15 protein-coding genes and 2 pseudogenes are annotated in these 20,129 nt (G+C 69.9%); 2 read left to right on the top strand and 15 right to left on the bottom strand.

Features of this window, described 5'->3' with window-relative positions; genetic code table 11:
* Positions 1 to 38: 38 nt before the first annotated feature.
* The 7 genes from OG322_RS09245 to OG322_RS09275 all read right to left on the bottom strand — a co-directional run bounded on the left by OG322_RS09245 (position 39) and on the right by OG322_RS09275 (position 8,372).
* Complete coding sequence (locus OG322_RS09245; protein WP_123461841.1) at positions 39 to 1,457, bottom strand: GH1 family beta-glucosidase; 1,419 nt, start codon at positions 1,455 to 1,457, stop codon at positions 39 to 41.
* Positions 1,458 to 1,488: 31 nt separating this feature from the next.
* Positions 1,489 to 2,496, bottom strand: coding sequence for an ABC transporter ATP-binding protein (locus OG322_RS09250; protein WP_123461840.1), 1,008 nt, complete (start codon positions 2,494 to 2,496; stop codon positions 1,489 to 1,491).
* Positions 2,493 to 3,491, bottom strand: a complete 999-nt coding sequence (locus OG322_RS09255) for an ABC transporter permease (RefSeq protein WP_123461839.1) — start codon at positions 3,489 to 3,491, stop codon at positions 2,493 to 2,495. Before OG322_RS09255 ends, OG322_RS09250 begins: the two co-directional genes overlap by 4 nt.
* Positions 3,492 to 3,495: 4 nt before the next feature.
* Positions 3,496 to 4,476, bottom strand: a complete 981-nt coding sequence (locus OG322_RS09260; RefSeq protein WP_123461838.1) for an ABC transporter permease — start codon at positions 4,474 to 4,476, stop codon at positions 3,496 to 3,498.
* The gene (locus OG322_RS09265; protein ID WP_329306286.1) at positions 4,473 to 5,531 is read right to left on the bottom strand and encodes an ABC transporter ATP-binding protein; all 1,059 of its coding nucleotides are present in this window, start codon (positions 5,529 to 5,531) and stop codon (positions 4,473 to 4,475) included. Before OG322_RS09265 ends, OG322_RS09260 begins: the two co-directional genes overlap by 4 nt.
* Positions 5,532 to 5,569: 38 nt before the next feature.
* Complete coding sequence (locus tag OG322_RS09270; protein WP_124285101.1) at positions 5,570 to 7,246, bottom strand: ABC transporter substrate-binding protein; 1,677 nt, start codon at positions 7,244 to 7,246, stop codon at positions 5,570 to 5,572.
* Positions 7,247 to 7,397: 151 nt separating this feature from the next.
* The gene (locus OG322_RS09275) at positions 7,398 to 8,372 is read right to left on the bottom strand and encodes a LacI family DNA-binding transcriptional regulator (protein ID WP_123461835.1); all 975 of its coding nucleotides are present in this window, start codon (positions 8,370 to 8,372) and stop codon (positions 7,398 to 7,400) included.
* Between the two features lie 290 nt (positions 8,373 to 8,662).
* Between OG322_RS09275 and OG322_RS09280 the strand changes: the two are divergent.
* Positions 8,663 to 9,064, top strand: a pseudogene (locus OG322_RS09280) (glucosylceramidase); the annotation flags it as partial.
* 20 nt (positions 9,065 to 9,084) lie between these two features.
* On the opposite strand, the pseudogene OG322_RS09285 reads toward OG322_RS09280, so the two are convergent.
* The 7 genes and pseudogenes from OG322_RS09285 to ureA all read right to left on the bottom strand — a co-directional run.
* Positions 9,085 to 9,772, bottom strand: a pseudogene (locus tag OG322_RS09285) (RNA-guided endonuclease InsQ/TnpB family protein); the annotation flags it as partial.
* Between the two features lie 119 nt (positions 9,773 to 9,891).
* Complete coding sequence (cimA, locus tag OG322_RS09290) at positions 9,892 to 11,499, bottom strand: citramalate synthase (protein ID WP_123461834.1); 1,608 nt, start codon at positions 11,497 to 11,499, stop codon at positions 9,892 to 9,894.
* Positions 11,500 to 11,776: 277 nt separating this feature from the next.
* The gene (locus OG322_RS09295; RefSeq protein WP_123461833.1) at positions 11,777 to 13,114 is read right to left on the bottom strand and encodes an MFS transporter; all 1,338 of its coding nucleotides are present in this window, start codon (positions 13,112 to 13,114) and stop codon (positions 11,777 to 11,779) included.
* Positions 13,115 to 13,191: 77 nt separating this feature from the next.
* Positions 13,192 to 13,797, bottom strand: coding sequence for a TetR/AcrR family transcriptional regulator (locus tag OG322_RS09300; protein ID WP_124285099.1), 606 nt, complete (start codon positions 13,795 to 13,797; stop codon positions 13,192 to 13,194).
* A gap of 57 nt (positions 13,798 to 13,854) precedes the next feature.
* A complete protein-coding gene (locus OG322_RS09305; RefSeq protein WP_124285098.1) occupies positions 13,855 to 14,880 on the bottom strand; it encodes an agmatine deiminase family protein in 1,026 nt (341 codons plus the stop codon).
* 73 nt (positions 14,881 to 14,953) lie between these two features.
* On the bottom strand, positions 14,954 to 16,636 hold the full coding sequence (locus OG322_RS09310) for an urease subunit alpha (protein ID WP_123461830.1): 1,683 nt from the start codon (positions 16,634 to 16,636) through the stop codon (positions 14,954 to 14,956).
* Positions 16,636 to 17,334 (bottom strand): urease subunit gamma, encoded by a 699-nt coding sequence (ureA, locus tag OG322_RS09315; RefSeq protein WP_123461829.1) that lies wholly within the window; start codon positions 17,332 to 17,334, stop codon positions 16,636 to 16,638. The genes OG322_RS09310 and ureA overlap by 1 nt, the downstream gene beginning before the upstream one ends.
* Before the next feature lie 135 nt (positions 17,335 to 17,469).
* Here ureA and OG322_RS09320 point away from each other — a divergent pair, with 135 nt between their 5' ends.
* Positions 17,470 to 18,906: a cytosine permease gene (locus OG322_RS09320; RefSeq protein ID WP_124285097.1), complete on the top strand. Its 1,437-nt coding sequence runs from the start codon at positions 17,470 to 17,472 to the stop codon at positions 18,904 to 18,906.
* Here the strand turns inward: OG322_RS09320 and OG322_RS09325 are convergent.
* Positions 18,903 to 19,991, bottom strand: coding sequence for a branched-chain amino acid aminotransferase (locus OG322_RS09325; protein WP_123461827.1), 1,089 nt, complete (start codon positions 19,989 to 19,991; stop codon positions 18,903 to 18,905). The two genes, OG322_RS09320 and OG322_RS09325, sit on opposite strands and share 4 nt — an antisense overlap.
* Positions 19,992 to 20,129 lie beyond the last annotated feature (138 nt).

Here is a 20,129-nt window from a genome sequence, read left to right on the forward strand (position 1 = left end):
ACGCGGCACAGCGGGTGCGGGTGCCGTGCCGCGCGCGGCTACGCGTTGCGGGTGCGGTGGATGGTGTCGCGGTACCACTTGGCGCTGTCCTTGAGCGTCCGCACCTGCGTGTCGTAGTCGACGCGGACGATGCCGAATCGCTTGTCGTAGCCGTAGGACCACTCGAAGTTGTCCATCAGCGACCAGGCGAAATAGCCCCGTACGTCGGCCCCTTGTGCGCGGGCTGCGGCGACGGCGGCGATGTGGTCGGCGAGATAGGTGGTGCGGTCGGCGTCATGGATCTCGCCGTCCGCGGAGACGGTGTCGTCGAAGGCGGCGCCGTTCTCGGTGATGACCGTCGGGAGGCCGTAGTCCTTCTCCAGACGGACGAGCAGGTCGGTGAGGGCCGTGGGGGTGATCTCCCAGTCCATGGCGGTACGGGGCAGGTCGCGCTCGACGCCCCGGGTGACGGGCAGGCCGTCGGCGTCCGTCGTCGCGCCTTCCTCGGTGACACCGGAGAAGAGCGCGCCGCGGTAGAAGTTGACGCCGAGGACGTCCAGCGGGGTGGCGATGACCGCCAGGTCGCCGTCCTGGACCGGGAGTTCGATGCCCTGCACGGCGAGGTCGGCGACGATGTCGGCGGGGTAGGAGCCCTTGACGACCGGGTCGAGGTAGAGGCGGGCGCCGAGTCCGTCGGCGCGGCGGCAGGCCTCGGCGTCCTCGTGGCTCTGTGTCTCGGGGGTGGCGGTGCCCAGGTTGAGGGTGAGGCCGAGGTCGAGTTCGTTGCCCCGTTCGGCTGCCTGCTCCCTCATGTACTGCGAGGCGAGGCCGTGGCCCAGCAGCAGGTGGTGGACGGCGTGGATCGCCTCGCCGAAGTTCTGCCGGCCGGGGGCCTGGTTGCCGTAGGCGTAACCGAGCATCGCCGAGCACCACGGCTCGTTCAGCGTGGTCCAGTGCTTCACCCGGTCGCCCAGGGCGTCGTAGGCGAGGGCCGCGTACTCGGCGAACCGGTAGGCGGTGTCACGGGCCGGCCAGCCGCCCGCGTCCTCCAGTTCCTGCGGCAGGTCCCAGTGGTAGAGGGTGATCCACGGGGTGACGCCCTTGGCCTCCAGCTCGTCGACCAGACGCTTGTAGAAGTCCAGGCCCTTCGCGTTGGCGGGGCCCCGGCCGCCGGGCTGGATGCGCGGCCACGCGAGCGAGAAGCGGTACGTGTCGACGCCCAGGTCGGCGATCAGCGAGACGTCCTCGGGCATCCGGTGGTAGTGGTCACAGGCCACGTCGCCGTTCTCGCCGCGCACGACCATGCCCGGCACCCTGCAGTACGTGTCCCAGATCGAGGGCGTTCTGCCGTCCTCGGCCGCCGCTCCCTCGATCTGGTAGGCGGCTGTGGCGACGCCCCAGCGGAAGTCAGCGGGCAGACCGGTCACGGCCTGGGCGGTGATCTCGCGGGCGTAGGCCTGGGGGGTGACGAGGTTCATGGTTCTCCTGTGGTGTGCGGGTCGAAGTGCGCTACGCGCGGGCGGCGGCCGGGGCCTCCCGGTGGAGCCAGCAGGCCACCGAGCGGGAGCTGTCCCCGTCCGGCGCGGCGAGCACCGGGACGTGGGTGTCGCAGCCCTCGACCTTCTTGGCGCAGCGGGGGTGGAAGGCGCAGCCGGCGGGCATCGCGGACAGGTGCGGGGGCGAGCCCGGGATGCCGCTGAGTTCGCGGCGGGGGCCGTGCAGCGCGGGGAAGGAGTGCAGCAGTCCGTCGCTGTAGGGGTGGCGGGGGTCCCGGTAGATGTCCGAGGACCCGGCCTCCTCGACGATCCGGCCGCCGTACATGATCGCGATGCGGTCGGAGAACTCGATCAGGAGCGAGATGTCGTGCGTGATGAAGACGACCGAGAAGCCGAGCTCCTCACGGAGCTTGACCAGCTGGCGCAGGATCTGGCGCTGCATGACGACGTCCAGGGCCGTCGTGGGCTCGTCCATGATGACGATCTCGGGTTCCAGCGCGAGCGCCATCGCGATCATCACGCGCTGGCGCATTCCGCCGGAGAGCTGGTGCGGGTACGCCCCGAGCCGGTCGGCGGAGATTCCGACAAGCTTCAGCAACTCCTCGGCGCGTGCGGTGCGCTGGGCCCGCTTCATCTCCGGGCGGTGGGCCTGGAGTACGTCGGTGAGCTGGCTGTGGACCGTGTGCACCGGGTTGAGGGAGTTCATCGCGCCCTGGAAGACGATCGACAGCTCCTGCCAGCGGAAGGCCCGGAGTTCGGGGGCCGACAGGGTCAGCAGGTCGAGCGCCTCGCCGCCGCGCTGGTGGTAGCGGACCTCGCCACCGGTGATCACGCCGGGCGGGGAGAGCAGCCGGGTGACGGCGTACGCCAGGGTGGACTTGCCGGAGCCCGACTCGCCCGCGAGGCCGAGGACCTCGCCCCGGTGCAGGGTGAGGTCGATGTCGCGCAGCGCGTGCACGGCGTCGTCCCCGGTCCCGTAGTCGACGTTGAGGCCGCTGATGCTGAGGACGGGCTCGCTCATGAGCGGGTCTCCTTGTCGTGCCTGCCGCGCGCCCCGGCCTTGTCCGTACCGCGTGCCACGGGGGTGAAGCCGACCCGCATCCGGACCTTGCGGGAGCCGCCGGTCTCGGTGCGCAGGCGCGGGTTGACGAATTCGTCGATGCCGAAGTTGATCAGGGCCAGGGACATCCCGAGCAGGGCGATGCAGAGCCCGGCCGGGACGAACCACCACCACGCGCCCTGGGCCAGGGCCTGGTTGGACTGCGCCCAGAACAGGACGGTCCCCCAGTTCCAGTTGGAGATGTCGGCGACGCCGATGAAGGCGAGGGTGATCTCGGAGAGGATGGCGAAGATGACCGTGCCGACGAAGCCGGAGGCGATGACGGCGGTCAGGTTGGGCATCACCTCGAACAGGATGATCCGCCAGGTCGACTCACCGGTGGCGCGGGCCGCCTCGACGTAGTCCCGGCGCCGCAGGGAGAGCGTCTGGGCGCGCAGCACCCGCGCTCCCCAGGCCCAGGAGGTCAGGGCGATGACGGTCGCGATCAGCAGGTCGCCCGCGTCGGAGACGAAGCTGGCGATGATGATGATCAGCGGCAGTCCGGGGATGACGAGGAAGACGTTGGAGAGCAGCGAGAGCACCTCGTCGGCCGTGCCGCCGAGGAAGCCGGCGCTGACGCCGATCAGCACGGACAGGATCGTGGCGAGGATGCCGGCGGTGAATCCGACGACCAGGACTCCGCGGGTGCCGACGAGGATCTGCGAGAGCACGTCCTGACCGGTCTGGGTGGTGCCGAACCAGTGGGCCCCGGACGGCGGCTGGAGCAGTTCCTTGCCCATGGTGTCCGGGTCGTACGGGGCGATCCATGGGCCGATGACGGCGATCAGCACGAAGAAGAGCAGGATGCCGAGTCCGATGACGGTCTTGCGGCCGCGCAGGAAACGGAACCTGCGCTTGCTGGGCGCCGGGGTGTCGGCGGTAGCGAGTACGGCGACCTCTGGGGCGGTGACGGCCATTGCCCTACGCCTCCCTTCGGGTACGGGGGTCGAGGATCATGTAGAGCACGTCGGCGAGGAGGTTCGCCGCCAGGACGGAGAGCGTGATGATCAGGAAGACGCCCTGCATCAGGGGGTAGTCCTTGGCTCCCACACCCTGGAAGAGCTGGTATCCGATGCCCGGGTAGGAGAAGACCATCTCCACCAGCAGCGTGCCGCCGACGATGAAGCCGAGCGAGAGGGCGAAGCCGGAGATGTTGGGGAGGATCGCGTTGCGGGCGGCGTACCCGAACATCACCCGCCGCTCGGAGAGCCCCTTGGCCTGGGCGACCATGACGTAGTCCTCGGAGGAGACCGTCACCATCATGTTGCGCATGCCGAGGATCCAGCCGGCCACCGCGCTGAGCACGATGGTGAGGCCGGGCAGCACTCCGTGGTAGAGCGCGCTGGAGATGAACGGCCAGTCGAAGGCGGGGACGAGCGAGTTGTCGTAACCGCCCGCGGCCGGGAAGAGCGGCCACTTCACCGCGAACAGCGAGATGGCGATGAGGCCGAGCCAGAAGTACGGGATCGCGGAGATGAAGGTGGTGACGGGCAGCAGGCTGTCCATCCAGGAGCCGCGCCGCCAGCCGGTGAAGACGCCGATCCCGGTGCCGAGCACGAAGCTGATCAGCGTGGTGATGCCGACGAGCGCGAGCGTCCACGGCAGCGACTGGGCGATCACCTCGCTCACCGGTGTCGGGAAGAAGGTGAAGGACAGGCCGAGGTCCCCGTCGAGCAGATGGCCCCAGTAGTCGGTGTACTGCTCCCAGATCGACTGGTGCTTGTCCAGGCCGAAGAGGGCCTTGAGGGAGGCGATGGCGCTGGTGTCCAGCTGCCCCTGGAAGCGGGCGATGAGTGCCTGCACCGGGTCGCCGGGCATCAGCCGCGGGATGAGGAAGTTGATGGTGATCGCGGCCCACGCGGTGACCAGGTAGAAGGCGAGCCTCTGGAGCAGGTACTTCACTTCGCGGCCTCCTTCTCGTGGTCAGCGGCGCGGCCGGCGGCGTCGGCGTACAGCCAGCAGGCCGCCCACTGGCCGTCGGTCAGGTCGAAGCGGGGCGGCAGTTCGGTGCGGCAGCGTTCCATCGCCTTGGGGCAGCGCGGGTGGAAACGGCAGCCGGCCGGTGGCGCGATGAGCGACGGGGGCTCGCCGCTGCCGGTCTCCTCCTGCTCCGCTTCGGCGACCACCCGGTCCGGGTCGGGTGCCGAGGCGATCAGCAGCTGGGTGTAGGGATGTGCGGGGCGCTGGGTGACGGTCTCGCTGTCACCGCCCTCCACGATCCGGCCCGCGTACATCACCAGGGTGGAGTCCGCGAAGTAGCGGGCGGAGGCGATGTCGTGGGTGATGTAGAGGATCGCGAGGTGCATGCGGTCCTTGAGGTCCTTGAGCAGGTTGAGGACCCCGAGCCGGATCGAGACGTCCAGCATCGAGACGGGCTCGTCGGCGAGGAGGACCTGGGGGTCGGCGCCGAGCGCGCGGGCGATGGCCACGCGCTGGCGCTGACCTCCCGACAGCTCGTGCGGGAACTTGTCCAGGTACTGATGAGGAGGAGTCAGCTGGACGCGGTTCAGCAGAGCGGTCAGGTTCTGTTCCAGTTCCGCCTCGCCGCTGCCCGCCCGGTCGTGGATCTTCAGCGACCGGGTGAGGTGGTAGCGCACGGTGTGCACCGGGTTCAGCGAGGCGAACGGGTCCTGGAAGATGAGCTGGACCCGGCGTACGTAACTGCGGAAGGACCGGCCACGTCCGGCCTTCACCGGCTTGCCGCCCAGGAGGATCTCGCCCTCGGTGAGCGGATACAGCTGGGCGAGCAGTCTGGCGACGGTGGACTTCCCGGAGCCCGACTCCCCCACCAGTGCCGTGACGGTGCCGCGCCGCAGTTTCAGCGAGACGTCGTCGACGGCGTGGACGGTGCGGCGCTTGCCCGCGAGGAGATCGCGGCCGGTGCGCCGTACGGCGAAGTGTTTGGTGACTCCGCGTGCTTCGAGCACGACGTGGTTCTTTTCGAGCTGTTCAGACATGGCCGGTACCTGGATCCCTGGGTGTGAGGCCGACGGCCTTACTTCGACGGCTTGAGCTTCAGCACGACTTCCAGCGACGAGGGCTGGGTGTGCTGCGGGTCGGCGTACGGGTCGGCCTCGGTGGGCCAGCCCACCCAGTTCTTGGTGGAGTACTCGGCCCCGATGGGGGCGGCGGCGGTCGGGATCATCGGCGCCTGCTCGACCATGATCTTCTGCAGCGTGTTCATCGCGGTGATGCGCGCGGTGTCGGTCGTGGCGCTGGCGAAGTCCTTGAGCGCCTCGGTGGCCTCGGTGTTCTTGAAGCGGCCGAAGTTGCCGAGCTGGGAGGCCTTGCCGATGGGCTGGAGCAGCGCGCCGTCCATGATGTTCTGGTACATGTCGTACGGGGTGGCGCCGCTGTTGGTCCAGTGCAGGGTGGCGTCGAAGTTGCCGTTGGCCACGTCCGCGCCCCAGGCCTCGGCGGTCTGCGTCTTGACCTTGGCCTCGATGCCGAGCTTCTTGATGTTGTCCTTGATGATCGCGAGGCCGGTGATGTAGTCGTTCCAGCCGGCCGGGTCGGTGAAGGTCAGCTTCACCGGCTTGCCGCTCGGGTCCTTCAGCACTCCGCCGCTGAGCGTGAAGCCGGCCTTGTCGAGGATCTTCTTGGCGCCCTCGACATCGGGCTTCGTGGTGGCGTTCTGGTACTCGGGGGCGATGAAGGACTTGCCGGCGGGCAGCGGGATGCCGGTCGGGTTGGTGATCTCCGGGTAGAGGGTCGCCTCGGCCTGGGTGTAGATCGCGTTGCGGTCGACGACCATCGCCATGGCCTTGCGCAGCGCCGGGTTGTCGAACGGCTTGCGGGCGGTGTTGAACCACAGTCCGTGGATGCCGAGCCCGGAGGGGAACCACAGCTTGTGGTTCTTGGGGTCCTTGGCGATGTACAGCTGCTTGTAGTTCGGCATGAAGACGAACGACCACTCGAGCTTGCCGCCGGCCAGCGCGGTGGTGGCGGCGCTGTTGTCGTTGTACGTGCTGTACCGAAGCTCCTTGACCTTCGTCGCGCCTTTCCAGTAGGTGGGCGTGGCGGTCAGGGTGGTGGTCTGCGGGGTGAACGTCTTGAGCTTGTACGGGCCCGAGCCGACGGGTGTGCGGTTGGGCCAGGTCTCCGGGTTCTTGACGCCTTCCCAGATGTGCTTGGGCACGATGAACTGCTGGATGATCTTGTTCTGGTTGACGTACTGGGAGTCGTCGAAGGTCAGCACGACCTTCTTGCCCTGAACCTCGACCCCGCCGAAGGCGATGCCGTTGCCGTTGAGCGCCGGGTGCTTCTTCAGCAGGTTGAAGGTGAACGCCACGTCCTCGGCGGTCAGCGGCTTGCCGTCGGCCCACTTGGCCTTGTCATCGAGGGTGAAGGTGACCTTGGTGAAGTTGAAGTCCCACTTCCAGGACGTCGCCAGCCACGGATCGGCCTTGTCGGCGGGCCGGATCTGGCTCGTCATCGCCAGCGGCTCGTAGATCATGTAGCGGTAGCCGAGGGTGGCGCCCGCCGAGGTGCTGAGGAACGGGTTGCTGTTGTTCGTCTGCGGCCCGTCCGGCTTGCCCAGCGTCAGGATGCCCGACGCGGCGCTGCCGCCCTTGTTGGCGTTCGAGTTGGCTGACGAGCATCCGGCGGCGAGCGCGACCACCGCGGTGGCGAGCGCGACCGCTCTGAGCGTGTGGTGACGGCGTGCGGACATGGCGACTCCAGGAGGGACTGGCGGGTCTGGGAGATCCGGAAACGGGCAGCGCTCGGCGCGCCGGGTACGGGCGGTACGGGTGCGGTGCGGGGGCGCGCAGCCGGCTGCTGCACGGAGTACGGGAGCGGTGGGGCCGGTCCGGCCCCGGCCGCTAGGGCGCCGAGTGGCGCACGACCAGTTCGGTGGGCAGCACGAGGGGTGCGTCGGGTACGGCCGTGCCGCCGAGGTGGGAGAGCAGCATCCGTGCGGCCGTCTCACCCATCTGCCGGGTGGGCTGGCGCACGGTGGTCAGCGGCGGTTCGGTGTGCTCGGCCATCGGGATGTCGTCGAATCCGACCACCGCGATGTCGCCGGGAACGGACCGTCCCGCGGCGCGCAGCGCCCGCAGCACGCCTGCCGCGGTGATGTCGTTGTGCGCGAAGACCGAGTCGAACTCCACGCCGGAGGCGATGAGTTGCTCGACGGCCAGCCGGCCGCAGATCTCGGTGAAGTCCCCGCGGACGACGAGGTCGGTGGGCAGGACGGAGACGAATCCCGCGAGCCGGTCGCGTACGCAGCCGAAGTCCTGGGGGCCCGTGATGACCAGGGGCCTGGTGCGGCCGGCAGCCCGCAGATGGCGGGCGGCCGACGCGCCTCCTTCGTGGTTGGTGGTCACGACGGAGGGGAATTCGGGGTGGTGGCCGCGATCGTCGATCAGCACGATCGGCAGACCACCGCGGTGCAGTGCGGTGAGATGGTCGAGGGTGTTCTCGGGTTCGACGACGACCAGTCCGTCGAAGGCCCGCGCCGACACCTGGCTGGTGAAGCGCTCCACGGACTCGGCCCCGCGGTTGCAGGTGAAGAGCAGCAGCCCGTAGTCGGCGGCCTCGACGGTGTCGACGACGCCCTGAAGCACCTCGCCCATCCACGGCCAGGTCAGCGAGGGCACCAGCATGCCGACCGTGCGGCTGCTGCCGCGGGCCAGACCGACGGCGCCCGAGCTGGGCACATAGCCGAGCTGTGCGATCACTTCACGAACACGGGCGGCCGTTGAACCGTCCACTTCGCCCTTGGTGTTGATGACCCGGGACACGGTCGTCTTGCTGACGCCGGCCTCGCGGGCGACATCAGCGATGGTGACACGCATCGGGGGCCTCCAGGACACAACAGGACAGAGAGAGCGGCCGGTCGTGGAACCGGTACCGCAACCGGTTCCGGAACCGGTACCGGCGTTGGTGGCGTGAGTTAACCCCGCTGGAACAGAGCCGTCAATACTTCACACCGAGATTGGTCCGTACCCATCCCGCGAGCTGCGAGGAAGGCCAATGCGTTCAAGTCCTGAACGTGCACCCTCTTGACGTGGGCACGTAAGAGCAGTTCACTCACGCCTCGTTCGACGGCACGTTCCCCACGCTCCCGCCGAGGAAGGTCTTGAGCATGATCCGACCAGGAAGAGCCGTACGGGTGCTGCTCGCCGCAGCGCTCGCCTCCGCCGGTCTCACCGGGCTCTCGTCCGGCACCGCCCAGGCCCCGGGCGAGAGCGTCGGCATCACGCTGACCACCACCGATGACTCCGGCGGCCGGCATGTCACCCGGGGCCTGGAGGCCCAGGCCCCGGTCGCCTTCAGCGCCGGGACCGGCGGCGCCGGTACGAACATCACCGTCGACGAGAACACCCGGTACCAGACCTTCACCGGCGGCGGCGCCTCGTTCACCGATACGGCCGCGAACCTGATGAAGAGCAGCGGGGCGCTGAGCCAGGCGACCGGGGATGCCACGATGAGGAAGCTGTTCTCCCCCACGGACGGCATCGGGCTCTCGTTCGTACGCAATCCGGTGACTCCTCCCCGCCCTGAAGGGTGAGGCTTCTCCTGTGTGGGCCGGTTCTCCTTGGCGATGTGCCCGCATGCGGGACACCGCCGGGAGGTGTTGCGGGGGTCCACGGCCATCACTTCCCACCCGGCACTCTCAGCCTTTGCATTCAGGATCGTCAGGAACACCCTCCATCCGGCATCAGCGATCGAATAGTTGAGTCCCGCCTTGGCTGCTGCCCCATGGGGCAGAAACACACCTGGCCTGTCACGGTCGGGCTTCGGTGCGGGGGCCTTGCTCATGTTGCGGATCTTGAGGCCTTCGTGCGCGATGAAGTCGTGCTCACGGACCAGGGTGAGCGCGGTCTTGTGTGCGTGGTCGAGCCGCCGGCGCCGCACCTTGCCGTGCAGGGCCGCGACCTTGTCCACCGCCCGCTGGTGGTTGCGGATGCGATTCTTGGCCTTGCATCGTGGGAACCGGGACAGTGCCCGCTGCGCGGCCTCGAGCTTGCAGGCGGCCTTGCGGGCGTGGCGCGGGTTGGGGATGTGGGTGCCGTTGGAGTCGGTGAGGAAGGAGGCGATCCCGAGGGAGCACCGTGCGGTGCTGGTTGACCCTGACGTGTCCGACGCCCTGGAAACGCGCACGGGCGACCGGGCCGTGCGGGGTGGAGTCCCAGCGGCAGCCGTCGCCGTCCCTGGGAAAGTCCACCGTGTCGAACCAGTTCACCCCGCGAAAGATCTGGACGTGCACCGGGGCGGTCAACCAGAAGTGGCACCCGGGGTAGCCGGCCGCACGCACCTGGACCGCGGGCCGGAGAGCCGGCCCGCGGTCCAGGTGCGTGCGTGCGGACCCTCTTACTCCGTCGGCTCGATCCCCGCCCGCAGCAGCCCGAAGGTGTACGCGTCCTCCAGCGCCTGCCAGGAGGCCGCGATGATGTTCTCGGCGACGCCCACGGTCGACCAGTCGGCGGTGCCGTCACCAGTGGTGATCAGGACCCGGGTCGTGGAGTCGGTGCCGGTGCGCCCCTCCAGGATGCGGACCTTGTAGTCCACCAGCTCCAGCTTGGCGAGCTGGGGGTAGATCCGCTCCAGCGCGACCCGCAGCGCCCGGTCCAGGGCGTTGACCGGGCCGTTGCCCTCGGCGGTCGCGACGATGCGCTCGCCCTTGGCCCAGAGCTTCACGGTCGCCTCGTTGGCGTGCGTGCCGTCGGGGCGGTCCTCGACAATGACGCGCCAGGACTCGGTACGGAAGTAGCGGCGTACCCGGCCCTCCGCCTCGGCCCGCAGCAGCAGCTCGAAGGAGGCGTCGGCCGCCTCGTAGGTGTAGCCCCTGAGCTCGCGCTCCTTGACCCGCTCGACGACGCGCCCGACGAGCTCGCGGTCACCCCCGAGGTCGATGCCGAGCTCCTGGCTCTTGAGCTCGATGGAGGCGCGGCCCGCCATGTCGGAGACGAGCATCCGCATGGTGTTGCCGACCAGCGCGGGATCGATGTGCTGGTACAGGTCGGGGTCGACCTTGATCGCGGAGGCGTGCAGCCCGGCCTTGTGCGCGAAGGCCGAGACACCGACGTAGGGCTGGTGGGTGGAGGGGGCGAGGTTGACGACCTCGGCGATGGCGTGCGAGACGCGGGTCATGTCGGCGAGCGCGCCCTCGGGCAGCACGGTCTTGCCGTACTTGAGCTCCAGCGCGGCGACGACGGGGAAGAGGTTGGCGTTGCCGACCCGTTCGCCGTAGCCGTTGGCGGTGCACTGGACGTGGGTGGCGCCCGCGTCGACCGCGGCCAGGGTGTTGGCGACGGCGCAGCCGGTGTCGTCCTGGGCGTGGATGCCGAGACGGGCGCCGGTGTCGGCGAGGACGGTGGAGACGACGGCCTGGATCTGGGCCGGGAGCATCCCGCCGTTGGTGTCGCAGAGGATGACGACGTCCGCGCCGGCCTCGGAGGCGGCGCGGACGACGGCCTTGGCGTACTCGGCGTTGGCGCGGTAGCCGTCGAAGAAGTGCTCGCAGTCGACGAAGACCCGGCGCCCCTGCTCGCGGAGGAAGGAGACGGTGTCGCGGACCATCTCCAGGTTCTCCTCCAGCGTGGTGCGCAGGGCCAGTTCCACGTGGCGGTCGTGGGACTTGGCGACCAGCGTGATCACCGGCGCGCCCGACGCCAGCAGCGCCTTGACCTGGGGGTCCTCGGCCGCCTTGCCGCCCGCCCTGCGGGTCGCGCCGAAGGCGACCAGCTCGGCGTTGCGGAATTCGATCTCCTGCTGGGCGCGGGCGAAGAACTCGGTGTCGCGGGGGTTGGCGCCCGGCCAGCCGCCTTCGATGAAGCCGACGCCGAAGTTGTCCAGGTGCCGGGCGATGGTGAGCTTGTCGGCGACCGTCAGGTTGATGCCTTCACGCTGCGCACCGTCGCGCAGCGTGGTGTCGAAGACATGGAAGCTGTCGTCGGTGGGCTTGGCCTTTGTGGTCATGCTGGTCTGACTCCTGTCGGATGAGTGGATCCGGACGATCTGGCTCCACTTGCCCCCATCATCCCGCGCGCCTCGCCCCGGCCGAGGTGAGGGCCGGAAAACAAAAAACCCCTCGCGGGTGCGAGAGGTCTGCGCGCGGGTCTGGGGCACGATGGCCGTGCCGTACATGGTGGTACGGAACGGTCACTGCGGACCGGCGCGCCTGTTGCCAATAATCATGACGAACGAGGACACGGAGGCAGTGTGGCACAGGACCGCCTCCGTGCCGTGTCCCGTCTCAGGATGCGGGCGTGGTGCTCGTCGCTCCGGCCGCCTGCTGCGGCTGCTCCCGCGGCTGACCGGCCGCGGCGACCCGGTTCAGGTCGATGTCGCGGGTCTCGCGCATCGACAGGTAGACGATGAGGGAGACCGCGGCGCAGCCCGCCACGTACCAGTAGAAGCCGGATTCGGCCCCGGCGTCCTTGAACCAGAGCGCCACGTACTCGGCGGTGCCGCCGAACAGCGCGTTGGCGACGGCGTACGAGAGGCCGACCCCCAGGGCGCGGATGCCGGTCGGGAAGAGCTCGGCCTTCACACACGCGTTGATGGACGTGTAGCCGGTGACCACGACCAGGGCGAGGAGCGCCAGGCCGAGCGCGGGCCAGAAGGTGTCGGCGTGCTTGAGCATCGTCATGATCGGCACGGTCAGGAAGGTCGAGCCGACGGCGAAGGTGATCAGCAGCGGACGGCGGCCGATCCGGTCGGACAGCATGCCGGCCAGCGGCTGGATGCACATGAAGACGAACAGGGCGCAGAAGCTGACGAGCGAGGCGGTGGACTTGTCCATGCCGGCGCTCTTGGAGAGGAACTTGGTGAGGTAGGTGGTGTACGTGTAGTAGGCCACCGTCCCGCCCATGGTCAGCGCCATCACCAGGAACGCCTCGCGCCGGTGCTGCCAGAGCACCTTCAGCGTGCCGCGGTCCTGCTGCTCGGCGGTGCCGGACTCGGCGTACACCTCCGTCTCCAGCATGGAGCGGCGCAGATAGAAGACGATGGCGGCGCCGAGCGCGCCGACGACGAACGGGATGCGCCAGCCCCAGCTGTGCAGCGCCGCGTCGGACATGTTGCGCTGGAGGACGATCTGGAGGCCGAGGCCGACGAGTTGGCCGGCGGTCATGGAGACGTACTGGAAGCTGGAGGCGAAGCCGCGCTTCTCGGGGGCGGAGGCCTCGGTGAGGTAGGTGGCGCTGGCGGCGTACTCGCCGCCGACCGAGAGCCCCTGGAGCAGCCGGGCGAGCATCAGTACGGCGACCCCGCCGTATCCGGCGACGTCGTAGGTGGGTGCGATGGAGATCAGGATCGCGGAGGCCGACATGAGGGTGACGGTGAGGGTGAGCGCGGCCTTGCGGCCCTTGCGGTCACCGATCCGGCCGAGCAGCCAGCCGCCGACCGGTCTCATGAAGAAGCCGACGGCGAAGATGCCCATCGTGTTCATGAGGTTGGCGGTCTCGTTGCCCTCGGGGAAGAACGAGTCCGCGAAGTAGACCGCGAAGGTCGCGTACACGAACCAGTCGAACCACTCGACCATGTTGCCGGCGGAGCCGACCCAGATCTTCTTCCATTGCTCTCGTCCCATGGTTGGTCACCGTGCCCCAACCACCGGAGAACTAACAAGGATGCAGAGGACAACGATCGGTCTTGGGCGCGTTGTGTTCACCGCACGAGCGAGTCCCGCAGGAACTCCTTCACATGGGAAAGGACTTGCCCGCGGCCGGTACCGGGGATGCCGACGGCGACATGGACGCTGAAGCCGTCCAGAAGGGCGCGCAGCCGGGTGGCGAAGCGGTCCGGGTCCACGGCGCGGAACTCGCCGCGCGAGATGCCCTCGGCCAGCAGCGCCACCAGGTCCCGGTGCCAGGCCCCCTCGATGGCGGCCATCCGGCCGCGGGCGTCGGCGTCCGCGTTCTGCGAGCGGTTCCAGACCTCCAGCCAGAGCGTCCAGTGGGGGTCGCGCGGCCCTTCGGGGACATACAGGCGCACATAGGCGTCGAGCCGCTGGGCGGCGGACGCCTGCCGGGAGAGCAGGGCGCCGCGCTCGGCGCCGAGCCGGCCCTCGCTCCACTCCAGGGTCTGCAGCAGCAGCTCGTCCTTGGTCCGGAAGTAGTACAGCAGGTGCCCGCTGCTCATCCCGACCTCCCGCCCGAGCCCGGCCATGGTCAGCCCGTCGAGTCCGCGCTCGGCGATGGTGGCCATGGCGGCGACGAGCAGGGACTCGCGGGGCGGGGCCGTGTTGCGCCGCCGGGCGGGGGGCGGGGTCATCGGGCGGCCGGTGCGCTGAGCGTCTCGTTCACCCGTACGTTCTACCGGATCCGCCGGTCAGCCGCGTACCGCGGGCTGCTGCTGGGTGATGCAGTGGATGCCGCCGCCGCCCGCGAAGATCGTGCGGGCGTCGACCAGGGTGACGCTGCGTCCGGGGTACAGACGCCGGAAGATTCCGGCCGCGTTCTCGTCCCGGGGGTCGTTGAAGCCGCACAGAACGACGCCGCCGTTGCAGACGTAGTGGTTGATGTAGGAGTAGTCGACCCAGTGGCCCTCCTCGTCCCGCACCGCGGTCGGGGCCGGGACCTCGACGACCTGGAGGGCGCGGCCCCGCGCGTCGGTCCGGGAGCGGAGCAGCTCCACGTTCTCCTTGCAGAGCTGGTGGTCGGGGTGGGACGGGTCCGGCTGGGTGTGGACGACGACCACTCCGGGTCCGGCGAACGCGGCGACGATGTCGACATGGCCGAGGGTGCCGAAGCCGTGCGGCGGGTAGTCGCCGGTCAGGCCGCGCTTGAGCCAGATCGCCTTCGTGGTGCCGAGCCTGGCGTGGATCTCGGCCTCGACCTGCTCCTTCGTCCAGCCCGGGTTCCGCTCGGGGCCGAGCTGCACGGTCTCGGTGAGCAGTACGGTGCCCTCGCCGTCGACGTGGATGCCGCCGCCCTCGTTGACCAGGGGCGAGCTGTGCACCGGGACCCCGGCGAGGTCCGCGACCTGACGGGCGATCTTCGCGTCGTGCTCCCAGTCGGCCCAGTCCTGCGCGCCCCAGCCGTTGAAGACCCAGTCCACCGCGGCCAGCCGGCTGCCGTCGCTGACGAAGGTCGGCCCGATGTCGCGCATCCAGGCGTCGTCCAGCTCCCGTTCGACCAGCTCGATGTCCGGGCCGAGGAGGGTGCGGGCGTGCTGCGACTGCCCGGTCGGGACGACCATGGTCACCGGCTCGAAGCGGCGTACCGCACGGGCCACGGCGGCCCACGCCGCGCGGGACTCGGCGAGGTCGTCACCGGTGAACGTGGCGTTGGGGCCGGGCCAGGCCATCCAGGTGCGCTCGTGCGGGGCCCACTCGGCCGGCATACGGAAGGTCATGTCGTCGGACTCCTGAAGGCTGTGTGTCGTGGAGCGTGCGTCGTGGAGCAGTGCTTCGTGAAGCGCCGTGCTTCTACAGGAAATAGAGGCGGTTGAGCGAAATCGAGTCGGCGGGGGCGGACCGCACCGGCGCCCCGTCCAGCGTCACCAGACCGCTGTCGCCGTTCACCCCCACCTCCCCGATCCGGGAGTTGAGCCGGAGATCCGCCGGGCCGATCGAGCGGGTGCCGCGTACGGCGACCCTGCGCCGCCGGGTCGGCATCAGGTCGGAGCCGAGATCGATGGCGGCCTTCGCCACGAAGGCCACCGAGAGATCGGCCGGGGTCGCGCCGTGCCCGCCGAACAGCGGTCCCAGGACCAGCGGTTCACAGGTGTCGGTCGCCGCGTTGGGGTCGCCCGTCACTCCCCAGGCGGGGAAGCCCGACTTCAGTACCAGTTGCGGCTTCGCGCCGAAGAACTGCGGCTTCCACAGGACGATGTCGGCGAGCTTGCCCACCTCGATCGAGCCGATCTCGTCGCCGAGACCGTGCGCGATGGCCGGGTTGATCGTCAGCTTCGCCACGTAGCGCAGCACCCGGGCGTTGTCGTCGTGCGGTCCGTCGCCCTCCAGCGGGCCCAGCTCCGCCTTCATCTTGCCGGCCATCGCGAAGGTGCGGCGCACGGTCTCGCCCGCACGCCCCATCCCCTGCGCGTCCGAGGAGGTGATGCCGATCGCGCCGAGGTCGTGCAGCACGTCCTCGGCCCCCATCGTCCCCGCCCTGATCCGGTCGCGCGCCATGGCCGCGTCACCGGGCAGATCCGTCTTCAGGTCATGGACGGAGACGATCATCCCGTAGTGCTCGGCCACCGCGTCCCGGCCGAACGGCAGCGTCGGGTTGGTGGACGAGCCGATGACGTTCCGTACGCCCGCCATCTTCAGCACGTTCGGGACGTGTCCGCCGCCGCACCCCTCGATGTGGAAGGCGTGGATCGTCCGGCCGTCCAGGACGCTCAGGGTGTCCTCGACCGACAGGCATTCGTTGAGGCCGTCCGAGTGCAGGGCGACCTGGACGTCGTGCTCCTCCGCGACCCGCAGGGCGGTGTCGAGGGCGCGGGTGTGCGCGCCCATGTCCTCGTGGACCTTGAAGCCGGACGCGCCGCCCTCGGCGAGCGCCTCCACCAGCGGCGCGTCGTCGGAGGACGAACCGCGGGCCAGGAAGCCGATGTTGACCGGCCAGGCGTCGAAGGCGCTGAACGCGTGGCGCAGTGCCCACGGCGAGTTCACGCCGACGCCCCAGACCGGGCCGAACTCCTGACCGATGACCGTGGTGACGCCGGAGGACAGCGACGCCTCCATGATGCGCGGCGAGAGCAGATGGACATGGGTGTCGACGGCACCGGCGGTGGCGATCAGGCCCTCGCCGGAGACGATGCTGGTGCCCGTACCGACGACGACGTCCACCCCGTCGAGCGTGTCCGGGTTCCCGGCCCGCCCGATCGCGTGGATGCGGCCTTCGCGGATGCCGATGGAGACCTTCCGGATGCCCTGGACCGCGTCGATGACCAGCACGTTGCTGATGACGACGTCGCAGGTGTCACGGACGGCCGCGGCCTTGAGGTGCAGCCCGTCGCGCGCGGTCTTGCCGAATCCGGCCAGGAACTCGTCGCCGTGGCGCTGCGCGTCCGACTCGACGCGCACCACAAGCCCGGAGTCGCCCAGCACGACCCGGTCCCCGGTGCGCGGTCCGTGGACCGACGCGTACTCGTAGGGGTCCATCAGGCGTTGCCCTCCGCTCCCAGATAGCCGCAGGCCACCGCACGTCGCAGGGCCTCCTCCTTCGCACCGGGCGCGTCCAGCGGACCGTCGACGAGACCGGCGAAGCCGATCGCGATCCGGGCGCCGCCGATCGGCAGCAGACCGACCTCGGCCTCGCCGCCCGGGCCGAACCGGACCGACGATCCGGCCGGGACGCACAGCCGCATTCCGTACGCGGCCGCCCGGTCGAAGTCGAGCCGGGGGTTGGCCTCGAAGAAGTGGAAGTGCGAGGTGACGCTGACCGGGACGGTCGCGGTGTTGCGCACGGTCAGCCGCAGCGCGGGTTCCGGTTCGGCGTGCGGCGGGGCAGGCAGCACCGCGCCGGGGGCGCTGTCGCCCAGCCGCGTACCGGCACCGGCGCCTATCGGATCGGTCACCACGGCCAGCCGCGATCCGTCGTCGAAGACGGCCTCCACATGCACCTCGGTGACCACGTCCGCCACTCCGGGCAGCACGTCGTCGGCGCCGAGCACAGCGCGGGCGGCCGCGATCGCCTCCGCGAGCCGCCGCCCGTCGCGGGCCGCCTCGCAGACGGTGTCCGCGACGAGCGCGGTCGCCTCGGGGACATTGAGCCTCAGCCCGCGCGCCCGTCGGGCCCGCGCCAGTTCGGCCGCACCGAAGAGCAGCAGCCGGTCACGCTCGCTCGGGGTCAGTCGCACGTCACCACACCTCCTGTTTGAACACCACTCTAACCATGACTCCACTCCATCCGGAACACCGAGATCATTGACGGGCCGCACCGGATTAGGTCACATTGAGCAGCACTCAAACAGTCGAACGTCAGGGGCGGCCTCATGCCGATCGAACAGCACGGAGTCGACACCATCCCGGAGGCGGAGCGCACCAGTACCCCGCGCGATCTCGTCTCGATCCTGCTCGGATCGAACCTCTGCCTGGGCGTGATCGTCTTCGGCTGGCTCCCGGTCTCCTTCGGCCTGGGGGTGTGGCCCGCGGTGAGCTCGATCGTCGTCGGCACGGTCGTCGGGGTGGCGGTCACCGCACCGCTCGCCCTGGTCTCGCTGCGCACGGCGACGAATCTGTCGACCTCCAGCGGCGCGGCCTTCGGCGTACGCGGCCGGCTGGTCGGCTCCGTCGTCGGGCTGCTGCTCGCGCTGGGCTATACCGCGCTCACCCTGTGGATCGGCGGTGATGTGATGGTCGGCACCCTGGCCCGCATCGCCGGACTGCCGGCCGGCGGCCTCTCGCACACCCTGGTCTACGCGCTCCTGGCCGCCTGCACCGTCGTCGGCGCGGTGTACGGATACCGGCTGCTGCTGCGCCTGAGCAAGATCCTCGCGGTCGGCATGACCGTGCTGCTGCTGATCGGCCTGATCGCCTACGCACCGGACCTCACGACGGCGGCCCCGCCGGACACCCCGTATCTGCTCGGCTCGTTCTGGCCCACCTGGGCACTGTCCGCCGTGGCCGCCGGGCTGAGCGGCCCGATCGCCTTCATCACGCTGCTCGGCGACTACACCCGGTACATCTCACCGGTCCGGCACCAGCCGCGCCGCGTGCTGCGGGCCACCTGTCTCGGCCTGGCCGTCGGGCTGCTGGTCCCGCAGCTCTTCGGTACGTACACCGCGCTCGCGGCCCGCGCCTCGCTCGACTACGCGGGTCCGCTGGTCGCCGCCGCGCCCGCCTGGTACCTGATCCCGCTGCTCCTGGCCGCCACCGCGGGCTCGGTGGGCAACGCCGGGCTGATGCTCTATTCGATGGGCCTCGACCTGGACGCGATCCTGCCCCGCGCCACCCGGGCACGGGCCACGCTGGTCGTCGCCGGGGTCGCCACGGCGTTCGTGTTCCTGGGCCACTTCGTGTGGAACGCGCAGTCGGCGATGACGTCGTTCGTGCTGCTGCTCACCGCGATCGGCACGCCCTGGGCGGTCATCACGATGATCTCGCACCTGCGCTGCCGGGGTACGTACGACGCGGAGGCCCTGCAGGTCTACAACCGGGGCACCCGGGGCGGCGTCTACTGGTTCCGGGCCGGCTGGCAGCCGCACGCCACCTTCGGCTGGGCGCTCGGCGCCGCGGTGGGCCTGTGCGGCGTCTCCACCCCGCTCTACGAGGGGCCGCTGCTCGCGCTGACCGGCGGGGTGGACTGCAGCTTCGTGCTGTCGGGGCTGGTGGGCGGGGTGACGTACACCGTACTGACCCGGCGTGGCCCACGCGGCGCCGCCGGCCGGGCTCGCGGACAAGCCCGGCCGGCGGCTCAGCACACGCCTTAGCCGAGCGGGTGCATCCAGCCGTGGGTGTCCTCGGCGATGCCGCGCTGGATGTCCAGCAGGCGCTCGCGCAGCTTGAGGGTGACCGGGCCGGGCGTGCCGTCGCCCTGGGCCCACTCGCCGCCGGCGCTCTTCACGATGCCGACGGGGGTGATGACGGCGGCGGTGCCGCAGGCGAAGACCTCGGTGAGCGTGCCGTTCGCCGAGTCGTCGCGCCACTGGTCGATCGAGACGCGGCTCTCCTCGGACTCGTGACCGAGGTCCCGCGCGAGCTTGAGGAGCGAGTCACGGGTGATGCCGGCGAGGAGCGAGCCGGTCAGCGCCGGGGTGACGATCCGGTCCCCGTACACGAAGTACAGGTTCATCCCACCGAGCTCCTCGACCCACTTGTGCTCGACGGCGTCGAGGTAGGCGACCTGGTCGCAGCCCTTCGTGGCGGCCTCGGCCTGGGCCAGCAGGGACGCGGCGTAGTTGCCGCCGGTCTTGGCGTCGCCCATGCCGCCGGGGACGGCGCGCACCCGGTCCTCGGAGAGCCAGATGGAGACCGGCTTCACACCGCCGGGGAAATAGGCGCCGGCCGGTGAGGCGATCACCAGGAAGAGGTACTCGTTGGCGGGCCGCACACCGAGGCCGACCTCGGTCGCGATCATGAAGGGGCGCAGGTACAGCGACTCCTCGCCGCCGTGCTCCGGGACCCAGGCCGCGTCCTGCTGGATGAGCGCGTCGCAGGCCGCGACGAACGTCTCGACGGGCAGCTCCGGCATGGCGAGCCGGTGGGCGGAGGACCGGAAGCGCTCGGCGTTGGCCTCGGGGCGGAAGGTGGCGACCGAGCCGTCGGGCTGACGGTAGGCCTTGAGGCCCTCGAAGATCTCCTGGCCGTAGTGCAGCGTCATGTTGGCCGGGTCGATCGACAGCGGCGCGTACGGAACGAGCTGGGCGTCGTGCCAGCCGCGGCCTTCGGTCCACTTGATCGTCACCATGTGGTCGGTGAAGTAGCGGCCGAATCCGGGCTTGACCAGGATCGCCTCGCGCTCCGCGTCGGACAGCGGGTGCGAGGAGGGCTTGAGCTCGATCGTGGGCGTCGTCATGAGTACGTGTCCTTCACCGGTTTTGTGTGTGTAGGACCGCGCCCACGCCCACGCGTGCCGGACAAGTGCTAGGACGTCCGAGCTTCATGGCGAGCCACGGCCCGTTCGATTATCTCTCGCGGGAGGCCGTGCACGAAA

Origin of the sequence: Streptomyces sp. NBC_01260, assembly GCF_036226405.1 — a bacterium.
Classification (GTDB): Bacteria; Actinomycetota; Actinomycetes; order Streptomycetales; family Streptomycetaceae; genus Streptomyces; species Streptomyces laculatispora.

Bases quoted from the DNA above. Each gene is read 5' to 3' on its own strand.
- OG322_RS09245 (WP_123461841.1), bottom strand. From the start codon at position 1,457: ATGAACCTCGTCACCCCCCAGGCCTACGCCCGCGAGATCACCGCCCAG.
- OG322_RS09250 (WP_123461840.1), bottom strand. From the start codon at position 2,496: ATGAGCGAGCCCGTCCTCAGCATCAGCGGCCTCAACGTCGACTACGGG.
- OG322_RS09255 (WP_123461839.1), bottom strand. From the start codon at position 3,491: ATGGCCGTCACCGCCCCAGAGGTCGCCGTACTCGCTACCGCCGACACC.
- OG322_RS09265 (WP_329306286.1), bottom strand. From the start codon at position 5,531: ATGTCTGAACAGCTCGAAAAGAACCACGTCGTGCTCGAAGCACGCGGA.
- OG322_RS09270 (WP_124285101.1), bottom strand. From the start codon at position 7,246: ATGTCCGCACGCCGTCACCACACGCTCAGAGCGGTCGCGCTCGCCACC.
- OG322_RS09275 (WP_123461835.1), bottom strand. From the start codon at position 8,372: ATGCGTGTCACCATCGCTGATGTCGCCCGCGAGGCCGGCGTCAGCAAG.
- cimA (WP_123461834.1), bottom strand. From the start codon at position 11,499: ATGACCACAAAGGCCAAGCCCACCGACGACAGCTTCCATGTCTTCGAC.
- OG322_RS09295 (WP_123461833.1), bottom strand. From the start codon at position 13,114: ATGGGACGAGAGCAATGGAAGAAGATCTGGGTCGGCTCCGCCGGCAAC.
- OG322_RS09300 (WP_124285099.1), bottom strand. From the start codon at position 13,797: ATGACCCCGCCCCCCGCCCGGCGGCGCAACACGGCCCCGCCCCGCGAG.
- OG322_RS09305 (WP_124285098.1), bottom strand. From the start codon at position 14,880: ATGACCTTCCGTATGCCGGCCGAGTGGGCCCCGCACGAGCGCACCTGG.
- OG322_RS09310 (WP_123461830.1), bottom strand. From the start codon at position 16,636: ATGGACCCCTACGAGTACGCGTCGGTCCACGGACCGCGCACCGGGGAC.
- OG322_RS09320 (WP_124285097.1), top strand. From the start codon at position 17,470: ATGCCGATCGAACAGCACGGAGTCGACACCATCCCGGAGGCGGAGCGC.
- OG322_RS09325 (WP_123461827.1), bottom strand. From the start codon at position 19,991: ATGACGACGCCCACGATCGAGCTCAAGCCCTCCTCGCACCCGCTGTCC.